The organism is Sphingomonas agri (assembly GCF_038148795.1).
Lineage (GTDB): Bacteria > Pseudomonadota > Alphaproteobacteria > Sphingomonadales > Sphingomonadaceae > Sphingomicrobium > Sphingomicrobium agri.
Genome location: NZ_JBAPEU010000002.1, coordinates 166790 through 191741 on the forward strand (window position 1 = coordinate 166790; position 24952 = coordinate 191741).

Annotated in this window: 22 protein-coding genes and 1 pseudogene; 14 read left to right on the forward strand and 9 right to left on the reverse strand. The window is 63.0% G+C overall.

The genetic code is table 11. The features are described 5' to 3' along the window. Window positions 1-51: 51 nt before the first annotated feature. Window positions 52-576 carry a CAP domain-containing protein gene (locus tag V8192_RS07620; RefSeq protein ID WP_341632484.1) on the forward strand — a complete coding sequence of 175 codons (525 nt, stop codon included), beginning with the start codon at window positions 52-54 and terminating at the stop codon, window positions 574-576. Here V8192_RS07620 and metC read toward each other — a convergent pair. From metC to V8192_RS07635, 3 genes are all read right to left on the reverse strand, one after another. After that, a complete protein-coding gene (gene metC, locus V8192_RS07625; RefSeq protein WP_341632485.1) occupies window positions 555-1727 on the reverse strand; it encodes a cystathionine beta-lyase in 1173 nt (390 codons plus the stop codon). The two genes, V8192_RS07620 and metC, sit on opposite strands and share 22 nt — an antisense overlap. A 67-nt stretch (window positions 1728-1794) precedes the next feature. Next, window positions 1795-2121, reverse strand: a complete 327-nt coding sequence (locus tag V8192_RS07630) for a hypothetical protein (protein ID WP_341632486.1) — start codon at window positions 2119-2121, stop codon at window positions 1795-1797. Window positions 2122-2153: 32 nt separating this feature from the next. Continuing rightward, window positions 2154-2387, reverse strand: coding sequence for a hypothetical protein (locus tag V8192_RS07635; RefSeq protein WP_341632487.1), 234 nt, complete (start codon window positions 2385-2387; stop codon window positions 2154-2156). Window positions 2388-2796: 409 nt separating this feature from the next. Here V8192_RS07635 and proS point away from each other — a divergent pair, with 409 nt between their 5' ends. From proS to dnaE, 5 genes are read left to right on the forward strand one after another with little or no spacing between them, the layout of a single operon-like run. Beyond that, the gene (proS, locus tag V8192_RS07640; RefSeq protein ID WP_341632488.1) at window positions 2797-4119 is read left to right on the forward strand and encodes a proline--tRNA ligase; all 1323 of its coding nucleotides are present in this window, start codon (window positions 2797-2799) and stop codon (window positions 4117-4119) included. Next, a complete protein-coding gene (locus tag V8192_RS07645) occupies window positions 4116-5366 on the forward strand; it encodes a lipoprotein-releasing ABC transporter permease subunit (protein ID WP_341632489.1) in 1251 nt (416 codons plus the stop codon). Before proS ends, V8192_RS07645 begins: the two co-directional genes overlap by 4 nt. Next, complete coding sequence (locus V8192_RS07650; RefSeq protein ID WP_341632490.1) at window positions 5359-6033, forward strand: ABC transporter ATP-binding protein; 675 nt, start codon at window positions 5359-5361, stop codon at window positions 6031-6033. Before V8192_RS07645 ends, V8192_RS07650 begins: the two co-directional genes overlap by 8 nt. Continuing rightward, window positions 6030-6980, forward strand: coding sequence for a hypothetical protein (locus V8192_RS07655; RefSeq protein WP_341632491.1), 951 nt, complete (start codon window positions 6030-6032; stop codon window positions 6978-6980). Before V8192_RS07650 ends, V8192_RS07655 begins: the two co-directional genes overlap by 4 nt. A 58-nt stretch (window positions 6981-7038) precedes the next feature. Next, window positions 7039-10485, forward strand: coding sequence for a DNA polymerase III subunit alpha (dnaE, locus tag V8192_RS07660; protein ID WP_341633308.1), 3447 nt, complete (start codon window positions 7039-7041; stop codon window positions 10483-10485). 1 nt (window position 10486) lies between these two features. Here the strand turns inward: dnaE and V8192_RS07665 are convergent, their stop codons facing one another. Then, on the reverse strand, window positions 10487-11134 hold the full coding sequence (locus V8192_RS07665) for a hemerythrin domain-containing protein (RefSeq protein WP_341632492.1): 648 nt from the start codon (window positions 11132-11134) through the stop codon (window positions 10487-10489). A gap of 335 nt (window positions 11135-11469) precedes the next feature. Continuing rightward, a pseudogene (gene mtgA, locus V8192_RS07670) lies at window positions 11470-12198 on the reverse strand (monofunctional biosynthetic peptidoglycan transglycosylase); the annotation flags it as partial. A gap of 80 nt (window positions 12199-12278) precedes the next feature. Here mtgA and alaS point away from each other — a divergent pair. Both alaS and V8192_RS07680 read left to right on the forward strand, forming a co-directional pair. Then, window positions 12279-14933, forward strand: coding sequence for an alanine--tRNA ligase (gene alaS, locus V8192_RS07675; RefSeq protein ID WP_341632493.1), 2655 nt, complete (start codon window positions 12279-12281; stop codon window positions 14931-14933). Then, window positions 14933-15370 (forward strand): GFA family protein, encoded by a 438-nt coding sequence (locus V8192_RS07680; RefSeq protein ID WP_444529434.1) that lies wholly within the window; start codon window positions 14933-14935, stop codon window positions 15368-15370. The genes alaS and V8192_RS07680 overlap by 1 nt, the downstream gene beginning before the upstream one ends. Here V8192_RS07680 and V8192_RS07685 read toward each other — a convergent pair. Then, window positions 15331-17121, reverse strand: a complete 1791-nt coding sequence (locus tag V8192_RS07685) for a cation:proton antiporter domain-containing protein (RefSeq protein ID WP_341632495.1) — start codon at window positions 17119-17121, stop codon at window positions 15331-15333. The genes V8192_RS07680 and V8192_RS07685 overlap by 40 nt on opposite strands. 46 nt (window positions 17122-17167) lie before the next feature. Here V8192_RS07685 and V8192_RS07690 point away from each other — a divergent pair, with 46 nt between their 5' ends. Further along, window positions 17168-18439, forward strand: a complete 1272-nt coding sequence (locus tag V8192_RS07690; protein WP_341632496.1) for an FAD-dependent oxidoreductase — start codon at window positions 17168-17170, stop codon at window positions 18437-18439. Here the strand turns inward: V8192_RS07690 and V8192_RS07695 are convergent. Beyond that, complete coding sequence (locus V8192_RS07695; RefSeq protein ID WP_341632497.1) at window positions 18352-19008, reverse strand: hypothetical protein; 657 nt, start codon at window positions 19006-19008, stop codon at window positions 18352-18354. The two genes, V8192_RS07690 and V8192_RS07695, sit on opposite strands and share 88 nt — an antisense overlap. Further along, window positions 19005-20234, reverse strand: coding sequence for an NADP-dependent isocitrate dehydrogenase (locus V8192_RS07700; RefSeq protein WP_341632498.1), 1230 nt, complete (start codon window positions 20232-20234; stop codon window positions 19005-19007). Before V8192_RS07700 ends, V8192_RS07695 begins: the two co-directional genes overlap by 4 nt. A gap of 103 nt (window positions 20235-20337) precedes the next feature. On the opposite strand from V8192_RS07700, the gene V8192_RS07705 reads away from it, so the two are divergent. Together V8192_RS07705 and V8192_RS07710 are read left to right on the forward strand one after the other, a co-directional pair. Next, the gene (locus V8192_RS07705; RefSeq protein WP_341632499.1) at window positions 20338-21078 is read left to right on the forward strand and encodes a phosphatidylserine decarboxylase; all 741 of its coding nucleotides are present in this window, start codon (window positions 20338-20340) and stop codon (window positions 21076-21078) included. Beyond that, window positions 21075-21842, forward strand: coding sequence for a CDP-alcohol phosphatidyltransferase family protein (locus V8192_RS07710; protein WP_341632500.1), 768 nt, complete (start codon window positions 21075-21077; stop codon window positions 21840-21842). Before V8192_RS07705 ends, V8192_RS07710 begins: the two co-directional genes overlap by 4 nt. On the opposite strand, the gene V8192_RS07715 is transcribed toward V8192_RS07710, so the two are convergent. After that, on the reverse strand, window positions 21805-22020 hold the full coding sequence (locus V8192_RS07715) for a hypothetical protein (protein ID WP_341632501.1): 216 nt from the start codon (window positions 22018-22020) through the stop codon (window positions 21805-21807). The genes V8192_RS07710 and V8192_RS07715 overlap by 38 nt on opposite strands. Before the next feature lie 207 nt (window positions 22021-22227). Between V8192_RS07715 and rpsB the strand changes: the two genes are divergently transcribed. From rpsB to pyrH, 3 genes are all read left to right on the forward strand, one after another. Then, window positions 22228-22983, forward strand: a complete 756-nt coding sequence (gene rpsB, locus V8192_RS07720) for a 30S ribosomal protein S2 (RefSeq protein WP_341632502.1) — start codon at window positions 22228-22230, stop codon at window positions 22981-22983. 116 nt (window positions 22984-23099) lie between these two features. Next, on the forward strand, window positions 23100-24044 hold the full coding sequence (gene tsf, locus V8192_RS07725; protein WP_341632503.1) for a translation elongation factor Ts: 945 nt from the start codon (window positions 23100-23102) through the stop codon (window positions 24042-24044). Between the two features lie 182 nt (window positions 24045-24226). Continuing rightward, window positions 24227-24949 carry a UMP kinase gene (gene pyrH / locus V8192_RS07730; RefSeq protein ID WP_341632504.1) on the forward strand — a complete coding sequence of 241 codons (723 nt, stop codon included), beginning with the start codon at window positions 24227-24229 and terminating at the stop codon, window positions 24947-24949. The last annotated feature ends 3 nt before the right edge of the window (window positions 24950-24952 follow it).

The window sequence follows — 24952 nt, forward strand, 5'->3', positions numbered from 1 at the left end:
TAACCTTAAGAAGTAACGCGCCACAAAGCATGTGCGGCATAGTCACGCCATGTGCTGTTCAACAACTCTCGCAGGATCGCAGCGGCAGTACTGCTCGGACTGAGCCCCGTGCTCATCGGCGGTACGGCCACCCGTGCCGACTTCAATTCGCGCCTGCTCGCCGCGCACAATGCCGAACGTGCCGCCATTGGAGTAGCTCCGCTTGCATGGAACGATCAGCTCGCCTCGGAAGCCCGCGTCTGGGCAAAGGCTCTGGCTGCAAGCGGCCGCTTCGAGCACTCACCCGACGAGCCGGGTAAGGAACCCGAAGGCGAAAATCTCTGGGCTGGCACGCCGCGCGCCTTCTCGCCCGAGGCCATGGTCCAGCTATGGGCGGCAGAGAAGCGGGATTACCATCCGGGCGTCTTCCCGAACAACAGCAAGTCGGACGACGTCGAGAACGTCGGCCACTATACCCAGCTCATCTGGCGCTCGACCCAGCAAGTGGGCTGCGCGACGGCAATCGGCCAGAAAGAGGAAGTCCTCGTCTGCCGCTATAGCCAGGCCGGAAACATTTACGGCGAACGTCCCGCCTGATCGAATGCTGCGGCAAGGTCGGCGATGAGGTCCGCTGGATCTTCAAGGCCGATGTGTAGGCGCACCAGATTCTGGGCAGGAGCTTCTGAGACGGTCCGGCAGGGATCCGCGGGCAAGACCAGGCTCTCGAACCCACCCCAGCTGTAACCGATTCCGAATAGTTCGAGGCTGTCGACAAACAGAGCGCGCTTCTCCTTGCCCGCGTCCTTCAATTCAAAGGTGAATAGGCCGGACGCGCCCTTGAAGTCGCGCTTCCAGAACTCGTGCCCCGGGCAATCCGGCAGTGCAGGGTGAAGTATCCGGCCGACCTCCGGCCGCTGCTCGAGCCATTCGGCAATCATGAGCGCATTTGCCTCATGCTGCTTGAGACGGAGCGCCATCGTCCTCATGCCGCGAGATCCGAGCCACGCATCGTCCGCAGACACGGCATGGCCAAGATCCCAGGCGGCAGTCTGGAGCTGCTGATAGAATTGCTCGGTTGCAGTGGCGCAGCCCAGCATCAGGTCGGCATGTCCGCCGACATATTTGGTCGCCGCAAGGATAGTGACGTCGACGCCGGCCGCGATGGCCGGGAAAAACAAGGGCGTCGCCCATGTGTTGTCCAGAAGAGTGATTATCCCGCGCTCGCGCGCCGCTGCGCACATGCCCGGAACATCCTGGACTTCCATGGTGAGAGAACCTGGGCTTTCGAGCAAAAGCGCGCGCGTTTCCCTGGCGAACAGTCCGGCAATCCCGGCGCCGATGAGCGGATCGTAATAGCGAACGCCGATTTTGAAGCGCTTCAGGACCGTGTCGCAGAATTTCCGCGTCGGCCCATAGCTATTGTCAGGCACCAGCAACTCGTCGCCGGGCGACAGGAGGCTCAGCAAGGGCGTCGTGATCGCTGCAAGGCCGGTGGGATAAAGGATTGTTCCTGCGGCGCCGGGCTCGAGCTCGGTCAGGGCTTCGGCAAGTGCCCAATGGGTCGCCGTTCCCTGTAGTCCGTAGCGGTAACGACCAAGTGCCGGCTTGCTGCCGTGTAGTTCCTGGACACTGTCGAAGAGGATGGTGGAAGCGCGCTCGACGGGAACGTTGACTAGGTGCCCACGCCACTCCTTTCGGCGCCCGCCATCCGCGAGCTTGGTGGCCTCGCCTCGCTTGTCCTTGTTCATCCGAATGCTCCGGGGAGATTGCCGCTAGGCGCGCAACTCCCCGAAGACAATCGGGACCATGCCCTCGTCAGCTACCGCGCCGCGTCCTGGGGATGAAACCAAGCAGGCCGAGCAGGCCGATCACGCCCCACGGAAAGCTTTTCTTTTCCGTGGGTTCGGTCGGAGCTGCAGTGCCGGTCTGGACGGCGGTATTGGTTTCCGTCGTGACAGTCGCCGGCGGGGCGGCCGGAGCCGCCACGGCGGCGGCATTGCCGGTCTCGTTGACGGTCGTGGCGCTTGTCGCATTGACGGTATTTGCCGAGGTCATGTCGGTCGTGTTCGCCGCACTGCCGGTATTCTGCGCGGCTGCCGGAGCAGCAAGGGTTGCAGCGGCGATCATGAAAATCGTGGTCATGCGCATATAAAAATGTCCCCTTTGCTTACCGATCAAATCGGATCGTCGGTGTAACCATCATTGTCGCTGGGCCTCCAGAGGCCGACCAGACCGATGAGCCCCAGGCAGCCGACCAGGTTCCAGATGAGGTCACTATCGCCTGCAGCCCGGCGGTCTTGAGTTTCGGTGGCTTGGCCCGTCTCGTTGATGACGGTCGGCTGTGCAATTGCCGATGAACTTGCGAGCGTAGCGGCGAGCACAACGGCCGCTAACCTTAGAGTGCGCATGCTTCCTCCTGTTCCGAAGCGTGGCGTGTCCGCGCGTATGGCGCTGGAAGCGCTGATCCCACCAACTCTGGGGTCACGTCAACACGGTTCATCAAAAGGAAACGGGGCCGAACGCCCTTGCGGCGCTTGAAACGCAAACGCCCGGATCGACCAGCGATCCGGGCGCCCTGCGTGACGATTGCTCGTCAGCCCCCTTGGATGTGTCGCGGCGGCGTCCCCAGTCGCCAGCCGCGGCCCCGAACCCGACCCAAGGGTCAGTACGTTCGGACGAGTGCTGACTAGGCGCCCGTCCGCCTCCTTGTCACGGATGTAAATGAGATGGGCTTGCGTTTGTGCCGCGCCTGTGTCGACGGGGCCACAGGGCCGCTGCGGTTGCAAGCGGCAGACTCGCCCCCTAGAGCCCGCCGCCATGCGTTGGTCCCGTGCGTTTCTCCCGCTCCTCAAGGAAAGCCCTGCAGACGCCCAGATCGTCAGCCACAAGCTGATGCTGCGAGCAGGACTGGTGCGCCAGACCGCCGCGGGCATTTATGCCTGGCTGCCGCTGGGTTTCCGCGTCCTCAAGAAAATCGAGCAAATCGTCCGCGAAGAGCAGGACCGCGCCGGCGCCCAGGAAATGCTGATGCCCACGCTCCAGGCCGCGGACTATTGGCGCGCTACCGGCCGTTATGAGGCCTATGGCCCCGAGATGTTGCGGATCCGCGACCGCCAGGACCGCGAACTGGTCTACGGCCCCACCAACGAGGACATGCTTACGGCTCTCCTGCAGGGGTCCATCAAGAGCTACCGCGACCTGCCGCGCACACTTTATCATATCCAGTGGAAATTCCGGGACGAGATCCGCCCGCGGTTCGGCGTCATGCGCGGACGCGAATTCCTGATGAAGGATGCCTACAGCTTCGATCTCGACGAAGCGGGTGCGAGGATCAGCTACAACAGGATGTTCGTCGCTTACCTCAGGACCTTCGCCCGGATGGGTCTTCGAGCGATCCCGATGCAGGCCGATACGGGGCCCATCGGCGGAGATCTCAGCCACGAGTTCATCATTCTCGCGCCTTCGGGCGAAAGCGAGGTGTTCTTCCACAAGAACTGGGAAGAGCTTCGAGCAGCGGAGGACTATGCGGTGGATGCCGGCGACGAGACGCAGCTGCAGGCTTTCGTCGACTCCATGACGGCAGATTATGCGGCGACCGACGAGAAGCGCGACGAAGCCCGCGAGGCATCGCTTGGCGGTGACCTGCGCCAGTCACGCGGAATCGAAGTCGGCCACATTTTCTACTTCGGCGACAAATATACGAAGCCGCTCGGCTTCGCGGTCAGCGCGCCCAATGGCGAAGCCGTAACTCCAGTAGGCGGCAGCTACGGGATCGGCGTATCGCGACTGGTGGGCGCGATCATCGAGGCGAGCCACGATGACGGCGGCATCATCTGGCCCGAAGCAGTGGCCCCTTGGCGCGCCGGGCTGGTCACGATGCGAGCGGATGACGAAGCCACCATCGCGGCAGCAGACGGGCTTTACAATCAGCTTCGCAATGCAGGCGTTGAAGTTCTCTATGACGACCGGGACGAACGCGGTGGCGCAAAACTCGCCTCCATGGATCTCATCGGCCTTCCCTGGCAGGTCATCATCGGACCCCGCGGCATCGCGGCGGGCACGGTCGAGCTCAAGGATCGCCGGACCGGTCAACGCGCGGATCTCAGCCTGGAAAGCGCGCTGGCGAGACTGAGCGCATGATTCTCAGCCGCTACGAGCGGATGATCGCTCGCCGCTATCTCTTCCCGCAAAAAGGCGAGGGCTTCATCTTCGTCGTTGCGGGATTCAGCGTCGGTGCAGTCGCCCTCGGCGTTGCCGCCCTCATCATCGTCATGAGCGTCATGAACGGTTTTCGGGGTGAGCTGTTCGACAAGATCGTCGGTCTTAACGGCCACGCGGTCATCCAGGGATATGATGGCCGCCTTTCGGGTTGGCAGAAGCTTGCCGACCAGGCGAAGAACACCCCTGGCGTCACCTCGGCGATACCGCTCATCGAGACACCATTGATGGTGACTGCGAACGGAAGGTTCGAGGGCGTGCTCGTGCGCGGCATGCGGCTCGACGACATCCGCGCCAACAAGACCATCACCGGCAACATGGTTGCAGGCGATATCCGCTCCGTGACCCCGGGCAGCAACAAGGTCGCACTCGCTTCGCGCTTGGCAGACACGCTCGGCGCCTATCCGGGCAGCCAGATAACCCTCTGGAATCCGGAAGGACGCTCGACCGTCGTCGGCACCGTTCCGCGCGAGGTGACCTATACCGTGGGCGCGGTCTTTGAAACGGGCGTCTACGACTATGACAAAGCGCTGGTTCTGCTTCCGATGCAGGACGCGCAAGAACTGCTGCTCATGGGCGACCAGGTCGGAATGATCGAGGTCCAGACGAACAATCCCGACAAGGTCCAGGAGATCATCGCTCCCTTGCGCAAGCTGGTCGAGGGAAGGGCAGTCATCGTTGACTGGCGGCAAATGAATTCGGCGCTGTTCCAGGCCCTCGATCTCGAACGGGTAGTCATGTTCATCATCGTGTGCATCGTCGTCCTCGTCGCGGCCTTCAACATCGCGTCGTCGCTGATCATGCTCGTGCGCTCGAAGACCCGCGACATTGCGATACTTCGAACCATGGGCGCATCACGCGGGGCGGTGCTGCGCATTTTCATGACGGTCGGGCTTGCCATCGGCCTCACCGGCATCGTCATCGGGCTGATTCTTGGCGCAGTCGCCCTGTTCTTCCGCCAGGGCGCGGTGAACGCCGTGCACTACCTGACCGGCGCCAACCCCTGGGACCCCTCGGTTCGGATCCTGTCCGACCTTCCCGCCAAGAGCGACCCGATTGAAATCACGGCGATCATCCTCGTCACTCTGCTCCTCATCTTCCCCGCGACGCTGTTTCCGGCCCGCCGCGCGGCGAGCACCGACCCGGTACAAGTGCTTCGCTATGAGTGAAGCGGTGCTCCTCACGAGCGATCTCAGGCGAAGCTTCGTCCAGGGCGAATCCACGATCGAAGTGCTGCGCGGGGTTGAGCTCGCAATCCAGCCCGGGGAGATCGTTGCGCTCCTTGGCCCGTCAGGCTCGGGCAAGTCGACACTCCTGCAGGCGGTAGGATTGCTGGAGGGCGGATTTGAGGGGTCGATCCGCCTTAACGGCGCCGAAGCGGCTAAGCTCGACGATGAGGGCAGGACGCGCCTGCGCTGCGACATGCTCGGCTTCGTCTACCAGTTCCATCACCTGCTCCCGGATTTCAGCGCTCTGGAGAATGTCATCCTTCCGCAGCTGGTGCGCGGCAGCGAGGTCGAGGCTGCCACCGCCCGTGCAAGGGAATTGCTGAGCGCGCTCGGGCTGTCGCAGCGCCTCGAGCACCGCCCGTCAAAGCTTTCGGGCGGCGAACAGCAGCGAGTCGCGGTTGCACGTGCGCTCGCCAACAAGCCTCCGCTTGTCCTTGCAGACGAACCCACGGGCAATCTCGACGAGCACACCGCGGACGCGGTGCTCGCGGAATTTCTCAATCTCGTGCGAGGGGAAGGAAGCGCGGCGCTCGTCGCTACGCACAATGAACGGCTGGCAGCCCGCATGGACCGGGTCGTCCGGCTGCACGAGGGACGGCTGGAGTGACGGAGCCGCCACGGCCGGAAGACGTTCATTCGCCCGTGCGCTGGACAAACTGGACAGCGATCGGACTCGTTGGCGGACTGATCGTCCTCGTCCTGGTGATCGCCTATTTCGCTAGTCGACCAAATGGTGATCAGGACAAGCTGACCGGTCGCGAAATCGTGACGTCCGCTCCAAGCAGCCGCGCAAAGCTCTGCGCCAGCAGCGGCACCTACGACCTTATCAAGCGCGAGCTGTTTCGCCGCGCGGCGCAGGTACGGGGAAGCGATCAGGCAGCCTATGACAAGCTTGCCGCTTATGCGGTGGTCCGAATGGAAAACCCCGTGATGGAGAGCCAAGATGCCTCGTCGGGCGCGGTCAACTGCACGGGCTCGCTTTCTCTCGACCTTCCTCCAGGAGTTGCAATTGTCGGCGGCCGGCGAACGCTTTCCTCCGACATCGATTATTCGCTTGCCCAGGCGGCCGACGGAAGCGGCACCGTAGTCCTGCTGCGCAACGCCGACGCGATCGTAACTCCGCTCGCAACGCTGGCCCGCAGCGTCCAGACATCACCGTCGGCTTCCCCGGCGCAAATAACAAACGGGACAATGCCGGAGGCGAACCCGCCGGTGCCCGCTCCGCAATCAACCCCGACGCCCACTGCGCCTCCGGGCCACGTTGCGCCCACCGCTCGTCCAAGCTTTGACTGCAACACCGCCAACTCCCGCGGCGAGCTTACAGTCTGCAACGATCCGGGCCTTGCTGCCCTCGACCGCCAGATGACAGCTCAGTATGGCCGCGCCTTCGCTGAAGCTTCGCCTGATCAGCGCGCCTTGCTGCGAGATACGGCGAGGCGCTTCTATGCCTATCGCGACAATTGCCCGACGAAAGCCTGTATCGGCGATGCCTATACCGGGAGGATGAACGAGATCCGCGACATCATGGAAGGCCGGTGGGAGTTGCCGCGATAAGCCGTGGATAAGTGAAGGCCGCTCGCTTTTCTGATGTCCCCAAGCACCCCATAGTCGGATTGTGACCGAGCCTTACATCCCCCTTCGGGTCTTCTCGTCCTTCACCATGCTGGAAGGAGCGATGGAGCCCAAGACCATCGCAGAGCGCGCTGCGAAGCTGGGATTCCCGGCGGTCGCGATCACCGACCGGAACGGCCTCTACGGCGCCATGCCCTTCAGCGACGCCTGCATCGCCAAGGGTGTGCAGCCGATCATCGGGACGCTGCTCGCGCTCTCTCGCCCACCCGAAACCGGCGTTGAGGGAATCGATTGGCTGGTGCTGCTCGCGCAAGATGAGGAGGGCTATGACAATCTGTGCAAGCTCGTTTCCAGCGCCCATCTCGACCGCCCGGTCGAACAGGAGCCGCACGTCGAGTTCGCGGTGCTCGCCGGCCTCAGCAAAGGATTGATCGCCCTCACCGCCGGCGCTGAAGGCGCGGTCGCACGGTTGATTGCAAATGGTCAGCACCTGAAGGCGGAGGCCTATCTTGATCGCCTTCAGGCCATGTTTCCGGACCGTCTCTACATCGAACTCTCGCGTCGAAACGACGGGATCGAGGCGGCGGCGGAGACTGCGCTCATCGACCTTGCCTATGCCCGCAATCTTCCGCTGGTCGGGACCAATCCGGCGTCCTACGCGGACCCCAGTTTCCATGCCGCCCACGATGCCATGCTTTGCATCGCGAGTTCGGCCTACGTCGAGAGCGCTGACCGGCAAAGTTCATCACCCGACGCGTGGCTGAAGGACGCTGCGGCGATCGAGGCGCTCTTTGCCGACCTTCCCGAAGCGATCGCCAACACGGCGGTCATCGCACGGCGCTGTGCGATCGCTGCTCCCAAGCGAAGGCCAATTCTGCCGCGGCTGAGCGAGGATGAGGACGAGCAGCTTCGGAGGGATGCTCACGCGGGCCTCGAGGCACGGCTCGCCGGTCGGCACGGGGAGGAGCGGCAACGCTATCTCGAACGCCTCGAATATGAACTTGGCATCATCACCGGCATGGGTTTTGCTGGCTACTTTCTGATCGTCGCCGATTTCATCAAATGGGCGAAGTCGAACGACATCCCCGTAGGTCCGGGGCGCGGCTCGGGAGCAGGTTCGGTCGTCGCCTGGGCATTGACCATCACCGACCTCGATCCGCTGGCGCTTGGACTGCTGTTCGAGCGCTTCCTCAATCCGGAACGCGTGTCGATGCCGGACTTCGATATCGACTTCTGCGAAACCCACCGCGACAGGGTGATCGCCTACGTCCAGCAGAAATACGGGCGGGACCGGGTGGCGCAGATCATCACCTTCGGCCGGCTGAAGGCAAGAGCGGTGCTGAAAGACACCGGCCGCGTACTGCAAATGAGCTACGGCCACGTCGACCGGCTGGCCAAGCTCGTTCCCAACCACCCCACCGACCCCTGGACTCTCGAACGGTCATTGAACGGGGTGTCGGAACTCGCTGCGGAATATCGGTCCGAACCTGACGTCAAGCGGCTGTTCGACCTCGCAATGAAGCTCGAGGGCCTGCCGCGGCACGCGTCGACCCATGCTGCAGGAGTCGTGATCGGCGATCGCCCGCTCGCCGAGCTTGTCCCGCTCTACCGCGATCCCCGGTCCGATACGCCTGTCACACAGTTCGACATGAAATATGTCGAAGCTGCGGGTCTCGTGAAGTTCGATTTCCTCGGTCTCAAGACCCTGTCGGTCCTCAAGGAAGGCCAGCGACTCCTCCGGGAACAGGACATAGAGGTCGATTTCGGTGCGCTGCCGTGGGACGACCCGGCAGTGTTCGACCTACTGCAGCGAGGCGACACCGTCGGCGTGTTCCAGGTGGAATCCGAAGGTATGCGGCGCACCCTTTCTGCCGTGAAGCCTACCGTGTTCGAGGACATCATCGCGCTGAATGCCCTCTATCGCCCTGGCCCGATGGACAACATCCCGATGTTCGGCCGGCGCAAGAACGGGCAGGAGTCGATCGAATATCCTCATCCGCTCCTCGAGGGCATCCTCAAGGAGACCTACGGGATCTTCGTCTACCAGGAACAGGTGATGCAGGCTGCGCAGATCCTGGCAGGCTATTCGCTCGGAAGCGCGGACCTTTTGCGACGTGCCATGGGCAAGAAGATCCAGGCGGAGATGGACGCGCAGCGCGCGACCTTCGTCGAGGGCTGCGCGACGCACAACAATATTCCACCGGCCAAGGCCAACGAACTGTTCGACTTGATCGACAAGTTCGCGGGCTATGGCTTCAACAAGAGCCACGCCGCGGCCTACGCCTTGCTCACCTACCAGACCGCCTGGCTGAAGGCGCACCACCGCGCGGAATTCTACGCCGCTTCGATGAGCTTCGACGTCGCGCTCACCGACAAGCTGGCGATGTTCGTCGAGGACATGCGCCGCGGAGGCGTCGAGTGCATCGCGCCCGATATCAACGTCAGCCAGCCCCATTTCACTGTTTCAGGGGGCGCCGTCCGCTACGCGCTCGGAGCCCTGAAGGGGGTTGGCGAGAAGGTCATGGAATTGCTCGTCGAGGAGCGGGAACGGGGAGGACCGTTCCGGAGCCTCGAAGATTTTGCAGCGCGGATAAACCCGCGCCTGCTCAACCGTCGCCAGCTCGAGAGCCTTGCCGGAGCCGGCGCATTCGACGGTATCAAGCCGGATCGGGCTGCCGTTTTCGCAGCTGCCGAGACGATCCTTGCCCACGCGGCGAGCGCGCATGACCAGCGCATCAGCGGCCAGACCGCCTTGTTCGGCGTCAACTCGGCCGATGCCGCACCCATTCGATTGCCGTCGGACGCGTCCTGGACCCTGGCACAGCGAATGGCGGCCGAGCGCGATGCCTTCGGTTATTATTTCTCGGCGCACCCGGTGGATGCCTCCAGACACCTGCTCGCCGCGCACAAGGTGAAGACCTTCGCCGACCTTACCGACGTGATCATTGCCGAAGGCGAGAGGGTCGGCGCGAGCATGGCAGGGCTGGTTGAGGACACGCGCTGGCGGACCTCGACCAAGGGCCGGCGCTACATGATGGCGACGTTAAGCGACAACAGCGGACAATTTGTCGCAACGGCATTCGACGACGAGGCAACAACCGCGCTTGAGGCGGCAGCGAAGGCAGGCCAGTGCGGTTTGCTCAGCGTCGAGCTCGACAGGCGCTCGGGCGACGAGACGCCGCGAGTGACGATCAAGCGCTTCCAGCCTCTTTCAGAACTTGCAAAACGTACCAGGCTGCAGATGACGGTGCGGGTAGCGGATCGCTCCGCCGCCGAGCGGGCCGCTCGCGAGCTCGCAGGCGCAAGGGGTTCGAACGGCCTGGTTCGCTTCCTTGTACCGATAAGCACCGGCGGCGAGGCCGCGGTCATCGCGGGCAGGGACTTTGCACTGGACGCGGAGCTCGCAGCGCGTATCGAGAACGTCGTAGGCGAGGGGAGCGTCGACCTTTCTGTCCAGGAGCCGCCAAGGCTCGCCCTCGTAGGCTGACTTAAGCCATCCAGAAGCCGTCGCGGTTTACGAGGCTCGTGATCCGCTCGTTCTGCTCCTCGCTCATGTCCTTCTTGAACTTGGGAAAGACCTGTTCCTCTTCCATGCGGGCATGACGGGCGACGAGGTCGCGGAACTCCCGGACCTTCTCGAGCCAGTTACGGCCCTCAGGCCCCATCTCGTTGAGTTCGTAGATGAACGTCTTGATGTAGCCGTGCTCGCCCGCGAGGTGGTCTGCGTCAACCGCATCATCGTCTTCGCGCAGGGCAGGATAGACAACCATTTCCTCGGCGTGCGCATGCTTGTCGAGCGCATGGCAGAGCTTCATGAAGAGCATCTTGCGCTTGAAGGTCTGAGTCTCGTCGGTTTCCAGCATCCTGTCGAAGATGGCGAGCGCCATCTCATGCTCGGCGGTAAGGATCTCGTCCCAGTCACCGGCCTGGGCTTCCATGCCCTGCATCAGCGCCTTGCGGCCGTAGTTCGCAGCAAAGCCGATGGCTGCTCCTGCCAGTGCTGCGCCAAGTAGCGGGCCCGCGTTCTCGCTCCACGAGAAAGCACTGCGACTGCTGTTGCCGCCGCTGCGCCTCTCGCTCGAGGCGTCCGCTGAACTCGAGCGACTGGACTGGCGATTCTGGGTGCGCGTTGCCATAAACTCCTCCTTGGCTGGATTTACCGTGTCAACGGTTGGAGCTGAGGCGCCGTTCCGGTCGCGAAGCCCGCTTCGCGAACCGTTCGGCGCAATGGCTAGGCGCCGTTCCCTGGCTGCTCCGATCCGCTCGGAGCCGAGGTCATGTTCACGGTCGGCGCCTCGGCAGGCTGGGGCGCAGGCGCCGTCTGGGGCTCTGCAGAATCCGGCGGCACTTGCTCGGGCGCGTTTTGCGCTGGCGCGGCCCTGGGGCTCTCATATTCTTCGCCCGGCTGCGGCCGTGGCTTCTTCGTGACCGAAGGCGGCGCCTTTGTCGGCGGCGGGATCGTCCCCTTGTAGACGCAGGCATCGAGCGCATCGCGGGCAACGATGGGGATGCGCGCCGCGATGATGTTGCCGTACCGACGGGTGAAGCCCTTGGGCGCGATTGCTCCGCGTTCCTTGGGGAGAGGAAGTACCGCCGCGATCCGGGCCGCCTCCGTCGCACTCATCGCGCTGGCGTCATGTCCGAAATAGCGCTCCGAGCCCGCATTGGCGCCATAGGTGCCGATGCCGGTCTCCGCCACGTTGAGATAGACCTCCATAATCCGGCGCTTTCCCCAGAGATGCTCGATGAGGAACGTGAACCACGCTTCGGCGCCCTTTCGCGCATATCCGCCGCCCTGCCACAAGAAGACATTCTTCGCAGTTTGCTGGCTGATCGTCGATCCGCCGCGGATTATGCCTCCGGATGCATTCCTTTTCATTGCGTTTTCAATGGCTTCAACGTCAAAGCCATGGTGGGAACAGAACTTCCCGTCTTCGGCGGAGATCGCCGCCCGCACCATGTCGCGATCAAGCCGCGTCATCGGCATCCATTCCTTTTGAGCGCCCCGGCCAGCCAATATGTCGCCGAGCATGGTCGCGGTAACCGGCGGGTTGATGAAGCGGTAGGCAAGGACCCAGAGAACCGAAATCAGCAGCACCGCGACAACCAGCTTGGTGACCCAGCCAGCAATCCTTCGGAGCCAGGACCTCTCGCGCCTGCGCCGGTAGCGGGGGATCGTCGATTTGGGCTTCTTCACCATTGAGGGCGCCTAGCGGCAAGGGTGCCTTACTGCCAAGACCTCGCCTTGCCGCACCGCAGCGCAGCATTTACATCGCCGGCATGACTTCCACGAACGACGTCCGCCGCGGCTTCCTCGACTATTTCGAGAAGAACGGACATGCGCGCGTGCAATCGGCGCCGCTGGTCCCGCAGAACGACCCGACGCTCATGTTCGTCAATGCCGGAATGGTTCCCTTCAAGAACGTTTTCACTGGGCTCGAGACGCGGCCCTATTCCCAAGCGAGCAGCTCGCAGAAGTGCGTTCGCGCAGGAGGCAAGCACAACGACCTCGACAATGTGGGCTATACCGCGAGACATCACACCTTCTTCGAGATGCTCGGGAATTTCTCGTTCGGCGATTATTTCAAGGACCGGGCGATCGAACTTGCCTGGAATCTCATCACCAAGGAGTGGGGCGTCAGCCCCGATCGCCTGACTGCGACCGTCTATCACACCGACGATGAAGCCTTTGACCTGTGGAAGAAGATTTCGGGTCTGCCGGAAAGCCGGATCGTCCGAATCCCGACAAAGGACAATTTCTGGGCAATGGGCGACGACGGCCCTTGCGGCCCCTGCTCGGAGATCTTCTACGATCATGGCGATCACATTCCCGGCGGCCCGCCCGGTAGCCCCGACGAGGACGGCGACCGTTTTGTCGAGATCTGGAATCTCGTCTTCATGCAATATGAGCAGGCGGCCGGCGAGATCGTCTCCGAGCTGCCCAAGAAGAGCATCGACACCGGCATGGGCCTCGAGCGCATCGCGGCGGTGCTCCAGGGTGTCCACGACAATTATGATACGGACACGTTCCGGGCGCTTATCCGGGCCAGTGAAGAGCTGACCAGCAACAATTCCGCCGACATGGCGGCGAGCCATCGCATTATTGCCGACCACCTTCGCGCTTCGGGCTTCCTCATTGCGGACGGCGTCCTGCCGGCGAACGAGGGAAGGGGCTATGTACTCCGCCGCATCATGCGGCGCGCGATGCGTCACGCGCACCTGCTCGGCTCCAGCGACCCGCTGATGTATCGGCTGGTGCCGGCGCTGGTTGCAGAAATGGGCGCTGCCTACCCCGAGCTCCTTCGGGCACAGCCCCTCATCGAGGCAACACTTCAGCAAGAGGAAACCCGATTTCGTCAAACGCTGGCGAACGGGCTCAAGCTTCTCGACGAGGCGACGGCGGGTCTCCCCTCGGGAGGAACGCTCGCCGGCGACGTCGCCTTCCGGCTTTACGATACTTATGGCTTCCCGTTCGATCTCACCGAACAGGCGCTCCTCGAAAAGAGCCTCAAGGTCGACCAGGCCGGCTTCGACCTCGCCATGGCCGGGCAAAAGGCCAAGGCGCGCGCCGCCTGGAAAGGATCGGGCGCCAAGGCCAGCGAAGACGTCTGGTTTGACCTTGCCGAGGAATATGGCGCGACCGAGTTCACGGGCTATTCGGGCGAGGAAGGCGAAGGCGTCGTCCTCGCGATCATCAGGGACGGAGAGCGGGTCAACAATGCCGAGATCGGGCAGGTGGTCGAAATCCTGCTCAATCAGACACCCTTCTACGGAGAGAGCGGCGGACAGGTTGGTGACACAGGAAAACTGACCACTCTCAAGGGCTTCGTTGGTGATGTTGAGGACACACTTAAGCCCCTGGGCAAGCTTCAGGTGTTGCGAACGAAAGTCCGGGCGGGCGAGCTCAGCATCGGCGAAACGGTCCATCAGAAGGTGGACGGCGAGCGGCGCAGCCGCGTCCGCGCCAACCACAGTGCGACGCACTTGCTCCATGCAGCGCTGCGTCGGCATCTTGGCACCCACGTCACCCAGAAAGGCAGCCTGGTTGCGCCCGATTACTTCCGCTTCGACTTCTCACATCCAAAAGCGCTGACGCGCGAGGAAATCGAGGCGGTCGAAGGCGAGGTGAACGCCCAGATTCGCTCCAACGACGTGGTCACGACGCGGCTCATGACCCCCGACGAAGCGATTTCCGCCGGGGCCATGGCTCTCTTCGGCGAGAAATATGGAGACGAGGTCCGGGTGCTCTCGATGGGCCGGATCGACGAGAACGATTATTCGGTCGAGCTTTGCGGCGGCACGCACGTGCGCGCGCTCGGGGACATCCAGCTGTTCAAGATCATAGGCGAAAGCGCCGTCTCGGCAGGGGTACGAAGGATCGAAGGGCTGACGGGCGAGGCCGCCCGGCTGTGGCTGACGGGCCGAGATGCAAAGCTGAGGGAAGCCGCCGCGACGCTGAAAAGCGCTCCCGACGAAGTGCCGGCCCGGATCGCTTCGCTGGTCGAGGACCGTCGGCGGCTCGAACGCGAACTTGCGGATGCAAAGAAGTCACTGGCCATGGGCGGCGCTGCTACCGGTGCAGATGCTCCGGTACCCGAGGACGTGAACGGGCACAGGTTTCTCGGCCAGGTCGTCGAGGGACTTGATCCCAAGAACTTACGCTCGACTGTTGATACCATGAAGCAGCGTGTGGGCTCCGGCATTGCGGCCCTCATTGCCGTGAACGACGGACGCGCGAGCGTTGCGGTCGGAGTGACGGATGACCTTGCCGGGCAAGTCAGTGCCGTCGATCTCGTCAAGGCCGCAGTCGCGACCCTTGGCGGACAGGGAGGCGGCGGGCGAGCGGACATGGCCCAGGGAGGCGGCCCCGAGGGCGCCAAGGCTCATGAGGCGCTGGAAGCCGTCCGCGGCGCCCTGGAAAAGGTTGCAGCCTGATCGACAAGCGCTCTTCCGACCGGGTCACGCTCAAGGGCTCGTGCCACTGCGGAGCCGTGCAGTTTGACGTCACTCTCGCCGAGGGCTTTGCCTCGGCGCGGCGATGCACCTGTTCGATCTGCCGGATGCCCGGCGCCGTTGCAGTGACGTCAACGCCTTCGGAGTTCCGGATTACGAAGGGCGAGGACATGCTTGCGACCTACCGGTTCAATACCGGGACCGCAGAGCATCATTTCTGCTCGCAGTGCGGCATCTACACGCACCACAAGCGGCGCTCCAATCCAGACCAGTTCGGCGTCAATGCTGCCTGTCTCGAGCAAGTGTCGCCCTTTGACTTCACCGAGCTCGTCGTATTCGACGGCAGCCGGCATCCGGCCGACAATCCCGATCGCAAGACCTATGTCGCCGGAGTGCTTCGGTTCGAGCGCGCCGACTGAGCATTCCCGACGCGCCGGCGCCCCAGCAGCGGCTCCTCCTCGAGGTCGGCTTCCTGCATGATCTTCGTACGCAGCTCACTGCGTTTCTCGTGAATGCTGGCAATCACCGGGCCCATCGCAAGGCCAATGTCGACAAGCACCGCCTCCGATAGCTGGAGCGATGCCTCGAGCGTCTCGGGAACGGCATCGGTGACCCCAGCCTTGTAGAGCCTCGCAGCATGAGCCGTGTCGCGCGCCCGGGCGATGATCGGCAGTTCGGGCACCCAACCGCGCACACGCCTTGCAATTCGGGCGACCTGGACGGGATCATCCATCGTCAGCACGAGCGCGGCGGCATGGCCAAGCTGAAGTCGGTCGGCGAGCTCTGGGCGCGATACGTCCCCGAAAACCACTTCGTAGCCCGCCTTTTGCGCGTGGCGCACCGCGTCGATGGCGCTGTCGACCGCAAGGTAGGGCCGATTATGCTCGCGCAGCATGTCGGCGACGATCCGCCCAACTCGGCCAAAGCCAAAGATGACCGTCCGTCCGGCGCCCGAAATTTCGCTTTCCGAGCTCTCAGAGACATCCTCGACGCGTCTTCGAAGTCGCTTGCCGATGGCGGCGAGAACTGGCGTCACGGTGAGCCCGATCGCCGTCACGGTCGTCCAGAAGCCTGCCTGTGTCTGAGAAATCAGCCCTGCTCCTGCGCCCGCCGAGAGAACGATCAGGCTCGTCTCGGAAGGGCTCGCCATCATGATGCCGGCCTCGAGCGAAGCTCCCGGGCGAACGCCGGAGACACGCACGAGGGCCGAGGTCACGGCAGCCTTGACCACCAGCACGGCGGCCGTTGCGCCGAGAACGACCGGCCACTGGCTCACCACGGCAGCGAGGTCGATCCGCATTCCGACGGTGATAAGGAAGATTCCGAGCGCCAGGCCCGCCAGAGGAGCAGTGATCGCCTCAACCTCGGCGTGATATTCAGTCTCGGCGATGAGAACGCCCGCAATCAGCGCGCCAAGGATCGGCGAGAGCCCGACCGCGCCCGTCGCCTGGCTGGCAAGAATGACCGTCAGAAGGCTGATCGCGAGGAAGATCTCGGGATTCTTCGCTCTCGCGGCCTGCGCAAAAACCGGGGCCAGCGCGAAGCGGCCGAAAATGAGCATTCCGCCGACGACCGCGATCCCGAGAAGCGCCGTTCGGAAAAGGCCGCTGATTTCCTCGTGACCTGCGGCGAGCTCGATCCCGAAGAGGATGGGGACCAGCGCGAGGTCCTCGAACAGCAGCATTCCGAATGCCGTCTTGCCCACCGGACCCTCGACGCCTGAGATGGGAAGGACGAGGGCCGTTGAAGAAAGGGCGAGCGCAAGGCCGATGATGACGTCGGCGCGGGGTGGGGATCCGCTGAGAAATAGTCCTGCTGCGATGAGTACCGCGCAGGCGATGAGTTCGGCGCTTCCGACGCCGAACACAACTCCGCGCATTGAACGAAGCCGGCGAAAACTGATGTGGAGACCTGCAGAAAACAGCAGGAGGATGATACCCAGTTCGGCGAACGGCTCAATCCGGCCCGGCTCGCTGATCGAGAAGAGGTGAAGCCAGGGCCGACTGCTTGCAAGTGATCCAAGGGCGTAGGGCCCGGCGATGACCCCCACCAGGATGAAGCCGATGACCGGGGTCACCTTCAACCGCGCGAACGCCGGAATGACGAGGCCCGCGGCGCCCAGAATGACGAGCGCGTCGCTAAAGCCGGACGTGATGAATTCACCCTCCATTTGGCGGTTTTGCCCTTTTCATCGCTTTGACGGTAGAGCTGACGTCATGCCGTCGGATTTTGATCTGGCCATTGTCGGCGGAGGCCCAGCCGGAATGATGGCGGGGCTGTTGTTCGCCCGCGCAGGGTGCCGGGTAATCGTACTTGAGAAACATGCGGATTTCTTCCGCGATTTCCGGGGCGACACGGTTCATCCATCGACAATGGAGATCCTCGCCGAGCTCGGGATGCTCGACCAGTTCCTGAAACGCCCGCACAGCGAGCTGGACGCGGCTGAACTGCGGATCGCGGGACGGCAATGGATGATCGGCGACCTGTCGCACCTCGACACACCTGCGCCTTTCATTGCGATGATGCCCCAGTGGGACTTCCTCGACTTCCTGCGCGAGCAGGCGAAGGCATACCCGGGCTTCCACCTTCAGATGGAAGCGCCGGTCGAGGGTTTCATCGAGGATGGGGGAAGGGTAGCGGGAGTACGCCTCGCCAACGGGCAGGAAGTGCGCGCCGATCTTGCGATTGCCGCCGACGGACGCACCTCGATTGTTCGCACAATGCTGCCGCTGGAGACGCTCGGCGCCCCGATGGACGTCTTCTGGTTCCGGATTCCAAAGTCGCCGGCTGAAAAAGGCGGACTGCGCGGCAACGTGGCGCGGAGCCGACTCCTCGTCATGATCGACCGCAGTGAATATTGGCAGTGTGCCTTCCTAATCCCGAAAGGCGCTGCCGATACCTACGAGGCAAAGGGCATCGACGCCATTCGCAGGGAGGTCGCCGAGGCGGCACCGGATCTTGATCTGACGCAGCTTGACGATATCGGCGACCTGAAGCTTTTGAGCGTCGTTCTCGACCGCCTGACCTGCTGGCATCGTCCGGGACTCCTAGCCATCGGCGATGCGGCGCATGCGATGTCACCGATCGGTGGCATCGGGATCAACCTTGCAGTTCAGGACGCAGTGGCAGCTGCGAACATCCTTGCCGCTCCGCTTGCTGCAGGGCAGGCAATCGACCCCCTTTTGCGCAAAGTGCAGGAACGGCGCATATTTCCAACCCGCGTGATCCAGTGGGCTCAAAAGGCTGCGCAGGACAACATCATCGGGCGCCTGCTCAAACCCGGCGAGCCAATCCGGGAGGCTCCGCTGATCGTCAGGCTTCTTGACCGCTTCCCGCTGCTCAGGCGAATTCCGGGCCGGTTGATTGGTCTTGGCGTCAGGCGCGAACGGGTTTCATCGCCTTACGCGCCCAACCTTGCAAACAAGCCGTCGACTGAGCCGCCGTTGCGCTCAAGTTCGGATTCCACACGCTTTCGCCCGCGCCAATAGACGAGTGCGGGGTGGGGGGTGCCGCTTGCCGTCAGCCTCTTTGCTTCTGCGTCGGTCAGACTGCTGCCGCCGGCGACATAGTCGCAATAACCTTCACGCAGCCACGTGGGATAACGCCAGTCCGCAAGCATTCCGAAATGCTTGCGGATTGCTCCGTGGGTCATCTCGTGTGCGAGGGTCGCCGAGAGGGCGCGCTTCCCGCCCACATTCCGCGGCGTGAAGACGGCGTCGGCGGCAGGATTGCTGCGGTTGACAATAATGACCTCCGAGCCCGGCCGCGAGATTGCAAAGGCGCCCCCAAACGTCAGTGTGAGCCACGCCCAGCGCCATCCGCCGTTCGTGAGGAAGACCGCCTGATGAGCGTCCGCATCCGCAATCGACGAGTGGGCAGCAAGGGCATCACCGGCCCTCACAACCGCCTTCAGTTCCGGCTCAATCGGGACTTCCGAATAGATGCGGTGCGTCCCGATCTGTTCGACATAGGGAAAGGCGAGCAGCTGCGGCGCCTCAAGCGGCGAGAGCAAGATCAGCCCGGCGGCGACGTAGAACGCCTGCCGCCTCCACCTCAAGCGGCGATTCCTTCTTCAGCCATCGCCGCCTCGAGATTGTGGACGATCGCCTCGAAGAACTGCTCCGTCGTCAGCCAAGGCTGCTCCGGGCCGACGAGGATGGCGAGGTCCTTCGTCATCTGGCCACCCTCGACGGTCTCGATGCAGACCCGCTCCAGCGTTTCGGCAAACCGCACCACTTCAGGGGAATCGTCGAACTTCCCGCGGTATTTAAGACCACCCGTCCAGGCGAAAATCGAGGCAATCGGATTGGTCGACGTTGCCTTGCCCTGCTGGTGCATGCGGTAGTGGCGGGTGACGGTGCCGTGGGCTGCCTCGGCCTCGACGGTCTTTCCGTCCGGCGTCATCAGCACCGAGGTCATGAGGCCAAGCGAGCCGAAGCCCTGCGCGACCTGGTCCGACTGAACGTCTCCGTCGTAATTCTTGCAGGCCCAGACGAACTTACCGCTCCACTTCAGCGCCGAGGCCACCATGTCGTCGATGAGACGATGTTGATATTCGATGCCAGCAGCCTGGAATTTCCCCTTGTATTCGTTGTCGTAAATTTCCTGGAATATGTCCTTGAACCGACCATCATATGCCTTGAGGATCGTATTCTTGGTGGAGAGGTAGAGCGGCCACTTGCGACCCAGACTGTAGTTGAAACAGGCGTGGGCAAAATCGCGGATGCTGGCATCCAGATTGTACATGCCCATTGCAACCCCGGACCCCGGGAAGTCGAAAACGTCGAAGTCGAGTTCCTGCCCGTCCTGGCCGACCCATTTCATGGTCAGCTTGCCAGGGCCGGGCACCAGAAAATCCGTCGCGCGATACTGGTCGCCGAAGGCATGGCGGCCGACCACGATCGGATCGGTCCACCCCGGGATGAGACGCGGCACGTTCGAGATCACGATGGGTTCGCGGAAGATGCAGCCCCCAAGGATGTTGCGAATCGTCCCGTTGGGCGACTTCCACATCTTCTTCAGGCCGAACTCCTGGACCCGTGACTCGTCGGGCGTGATCGTGGCGCACTTCACGCCCACGCCATGTTGCTTGATAGCATTGGCGGCATCGATGGTGACCTTGTCGTCGGTCGCGTCCCGATTCTCGATCGAAAGGTCGAAGTAGAGCAGGTCGACATCAAGATAGGGCTGGATGAGACGTTCGCGGATCCACTGCCAGATGATGCGCGTCATTTCATCGCCGTCGAGCTCGACGACCGGGTTCTTCACCTTGATCTTGGCCATTTGCTTTCCCGAGTTTTAGGAGTTGGCGGCGCCTTAGATTGGGCTTTTGAAGCGCGCAACCGAAGCGTTGTGCCTGCGGCTAACGGCCACTAAGGCGTGGGCGATGCCAGCGCTCGACAAGCACGACACCCCGCTGCCGACCACGACGGTCAAATGGCGCTTTCCCTCGGTCCATCCCGAGGGACGCAAATATGTGGTCATCGCCGCGTTCGCGACACTCGCAGTCTACTTTCTTCTCAGCCATTTCCTCGGTTGGCTGTTGGTCGGCGGCACGATCTGGGTTGCGACTTTCTTTCGAGACCCGGTGAGAACCACCCCTCGCGGCGACCGGCTGATCGTTTCTCCCGCGGACGGACTGATCACCATGATCGCAAGGGTCGGACCGCCGCCGGAGCTGCGAGGCGCCGACGGGCTGGAGGAGGGCGACTATACGCGCGTGTCGATCTTCATGAGCGTGTTCGACGTGCACATCAATCGCGCTCCGATCACGGGACGTGTCAGGCGCATCGCCTATGTACCGGGCAAGTTCGTCAATGCGGACCTGGACAAGGCGAGCGAGGACAATGAGCGGCAATACTTCCTCATTGAAGGGTCTGACGGCCTTCGCATCGGCTTCACGCAGATCGCCGGCCTGGTCGCGCGGCGGATCCTCGCCTTCGTGCGCGAGGGCGACGTGGTCGAGGCAGGCCAGCGCGTCGGCCTCATCCGGTTCGGCAGCCGCGTCGACGTCTTTCTGCCAGCCGGCACGTCGCCGCGGGTTCTTCTTGGCCAGCGCGCCATTGCCGGCGAGACCGTCATTGCGGAAGTCGGCAACGATGCCGCACTGACTGGACTTAGCCAATGACGGACGACCGGGATCCGAGACGGATCCCGTTTCGCGCGATGATCCCCAACGCGATAACGGCGCTCGCGCTCTGCTTCGGCCTGACGGGCGTCAGTCTTGCGATCAATGGCAATTGGGAAAGAGCGCTGGGATCAATCATCCTTGCCGGCGTTCTAGACGGACTGGATGGCCGCATCGCGCGCCTCTTGCGTGCCCAGAGCAAGTTCGGGGCCGAACTCGATTCGCTATCGGACAATATCGCTTTTGGTACGGCGCCCGCGCTCATCCTGTTCCTTTGGTCGCTTCGGACAGCGCCGCGCTTTGGCTGGATCGCAGCCCTTGCACTTGCCGTTTGCTGCGCGCTGCGGCTTGCTCGGTTCAATGCGAGGCTCGATGCTGCCGAGCAGCCGCACAAATCCGCCGGGTTTAATACGGGCGTGCCGGCGCCGGCGGGGGCGGGGCTTGCCTTCGTCCCGATTTACCTGTGGCTGATCACCGGCGACAGCCGTTTCCAGGCATGGCCAGGAGTCATGGCATGGACGCTGTTCATTGCAGCGCTGATGATTTCGAGCCTTCCGACTTACAGCTGGTCAAGTATCCGGATCCGGCCTGCTTGGCGGCTATTCGCGCTTGCCGGAATTGCCCTGTTCGGAGCGGCCCTGATGGTTGCGCCCTGGATGACGTTGCTGGCTCTCGCCGGCGTCTACCTGCTCATGATCCCGGTCGCGTTTTCGAGCTATCTGCGGGTCAAGCGGCGGCGCGCAGGGATGCACGCGCGCCAGTAGGCTTCTGCCGCCGCGAGCGATGCCTTGGCCGACCGGCATTTAAGATCGTTCGCTGCACCGGTTCGCCCTTGAGGGCGGCGACGATCTTGTCGCCGCTTTCCTCAAGAACCTTCGCGCCCAACACGACGAGAAGCCACAAGGTGGCAAGGAAGGGCAGGGTACCCAGCACTGCAGTCATCACGTTCAAGCCTCCTTCGAGACGAACAAATGTTCCTGTTATGTTCTCATATGTCAAGAGGCTCTGGCGGGAACAGACCAAAGCCTTGAAACTATGGGCGACTTCGACTAGGTCGCCGCGCATCCCACAGGCGGAGCCTACATACCGGTGCCAGCCGTAAGGTTGGTCATTCGGCTCCGCTGAGGCAGAACCGGAAGGAGAAGAACTATGGCGGCCACGGTCGTCACCATGCAGCAATTGCTAGAGGCCGGAGCGCATTTCGGCCACCAGACCCATCGCTGGAACCCCAAGATGAAGCCGTACATCTTCGGCGACCGCAACGGGGTGCACATCATCGATCTGTCACAGACGGTACCGCTGTTTGCGCGGGCGCTCGACTTCGTCCAGCAGACCGTTGCCCGCGGCGGCAAGGTCCTGTTCGTGGGAACCAAGCGGCAGGCGCAAGACGCGATCGCCGGGGCTGCGAACGCTTCGGGCCAGCATTTCGTCAATCACCGGTGGCTCGGCGGCATGCTGACCAATTGGAAGACCATCTCCAACTCGATCAAGCGCCTGAAGACCCTCGAAGAGCAGCTCTCAGGCGACACGGCCGGTCTCACCAAGAAGGAAGTCCTCCAGCTCACGCGCGAGCGTGACAAGCTCGAAAAGAGCCTCGGCGGCATCCGCGACATGGGCGGTCTTCCCGACATCATGTTCGTCGTCGACACGAACAAGGAGGAGCTTGCGATCAAGGAGGCCAACACGCTCGGCATCCCGGTGGTCGCGATTCTCGATTCGAACAGCGACCCTTCAGGCATCGCCTTCCCGGTTCCCGGCAATGACGACGCCAGCCGGGCGATCCGCCTCTATACTGACGCCGTCGCGCAAGCGGTTGGCGAGGGCCGTAGCGGCAATGCCGCTGCTCGCGGCCAGGATATCGGCGAGATGGCCGAGCCGCCGGTCGAAGCAGCGCTGGAAGCCTGAACCTTCCCGCAGGCGGGAAGGGAATTGCGGGCTTGGCCGGCAATTCCCACCTTTCGAGCTACCAGTAACCACCCTCAGCCCCTCTCTTGGTTGAGTGGGGAGATAAGGAACGAAACATGGCTGAGATCACGGCCGCGACTGTCAAGGAACTGCGCGAGCGCACCGGCGCCGGCATGATGGACTGCAAGAAGGCGCTCGCTGAAACGAACGGCGAAATGGAAGCGGCGATCGACTGGCTGCGCGCCAAGGGCCTGTCCGCCGCTGCCAAGAAGGCGGGCCGCACCGCGGCCGAAGGTCTCGTCGGAGTCGTCGTCGAGGGTAATCGCGGCGCCGTCGTGGAGGTCAATTCGGAAACCGATTTCGTCGCCAAGAACGAAATCTTCCAGGACTTCGTCGGTAATGTCGCCAAGCTCGCGCTCCAGCAGGGCACCGACATCGATACGCTCGCCGCAGCACAGTATCCGGGCGGCGGTACCGTCCAGGAGAAGCTGACGGACAACATCGCCAAGATCGGTGAGAACCAGTCGCTGCGCCGGGCTGCCATTCTCGAGGTGAAGCAAGGGGCCGTCGTGTCCTATGTCCACAATCAGGTCGCCCCGGGCCTCGGCAAGATCGGCGTCCTCGTCGCGCTCGAAAGCGCGGCTCCCGCCGAGACCTTGACCGAGATCGGCAAACAGATCGCGATGCATGTCGCTGCAGCGCACCCGCTGGCGCTCAATGCCGATGAGCTTGATCCAGCCCTGATCGAGCGCGAGCGTTCAATCGCGATGGAAAAGGCGAAGGAAAGCGGCAAGCCCCAGAACATCATCGAGAAGATGGTTGAGGGCGGCCTTGCGAAATTCCGGAAGGAAAATGCGCTGACCTCGCAGCTGTTCGTCATGGACAACAAGACGCCTGTCTTGGAGGTCGTTGCGGCGACGGCAAAAAATGCCGGTACCGGGATCGAACTCGCCGGCTTCGTGCGCTTTCAGCTTGGCGAAGGGATCGAGAAGAAGCAGGAAGACTTCGCTGCCGAGGTCGCTGCGGCGGCTGGAGCGAACAAGGCCGAGCCGGTCGCCTGAATCTGATCTGCTGCAAAGGAAAGAGAAGGGCGGGGCTGCGCTCCGCCCTTTTTTTGTGTTGAGCGGCCCAAGTGTTGGCAGGCGTGGAAGCAGCCATCCCGCAAGTAAGGCAGTTGGCAACAGGACAGGCTCGCCATAAAGGCGAGGCCGCTTCTTCGCATCCTTGGGGACCCTGCAGCCGCATGAGCCGACCGCGTTTCAACCGCATTCTCCTGAAGCTCTCCGGGGAGGCGCTCATGGGGCAGGGCCAGTTCGGGATCGACCCCGAAGCGGTTGCCGGCCTCGCTGGCGAAATTGCAGCGGCCAAGGCCCAGGGGCACGAGCTGTGCCTCGTGGTCGGAGGAGGCAACATCTTCCGTGGCATGGCGGCTGCTGCCAAGGGCTTCGACCGTGCGACGGCGGACTACATGGGCATGCTCGCGACGGTCATGAACGCGCTCGCCCTCCAAAATGCACTCGAGAAGCTCGGCGTCGACACGCGCGTGCTTTCCGCGATCCCGATGGCCAGCGTGTCCGAACCCTATATTCGCCGTCGGGCCCTTCGGCACCTCGAGAAGGGCCGCATCGTCCTGTTCGCCGCGGGAACAGGCAACCCCTATTTTACGACTGACACCGCAGCGGCCCTGCGCGCTGCCGAGATGAGCTGCGACGCGCTATTCAAGGGGACCAGCGTCGATGGGGTCTACACGGCTGATCCCAAGAAGGTGTCCAGCGCACAGCGCTATGACACCGTGACATTCAGCAAAGTGCTGAGCGACGACCTCAAGGTGATGGACGCCGCCGCGGTCGCGCTCTGCCGCGACAACAATATTCCGATCGTCGTGTTCAACATCCGCCAGCCGGGCAACCTTGCTCAGGTGATCGACGGTGGAGGAACTGCGACGGTCGTCCGGAATGGGGAGTAAAAG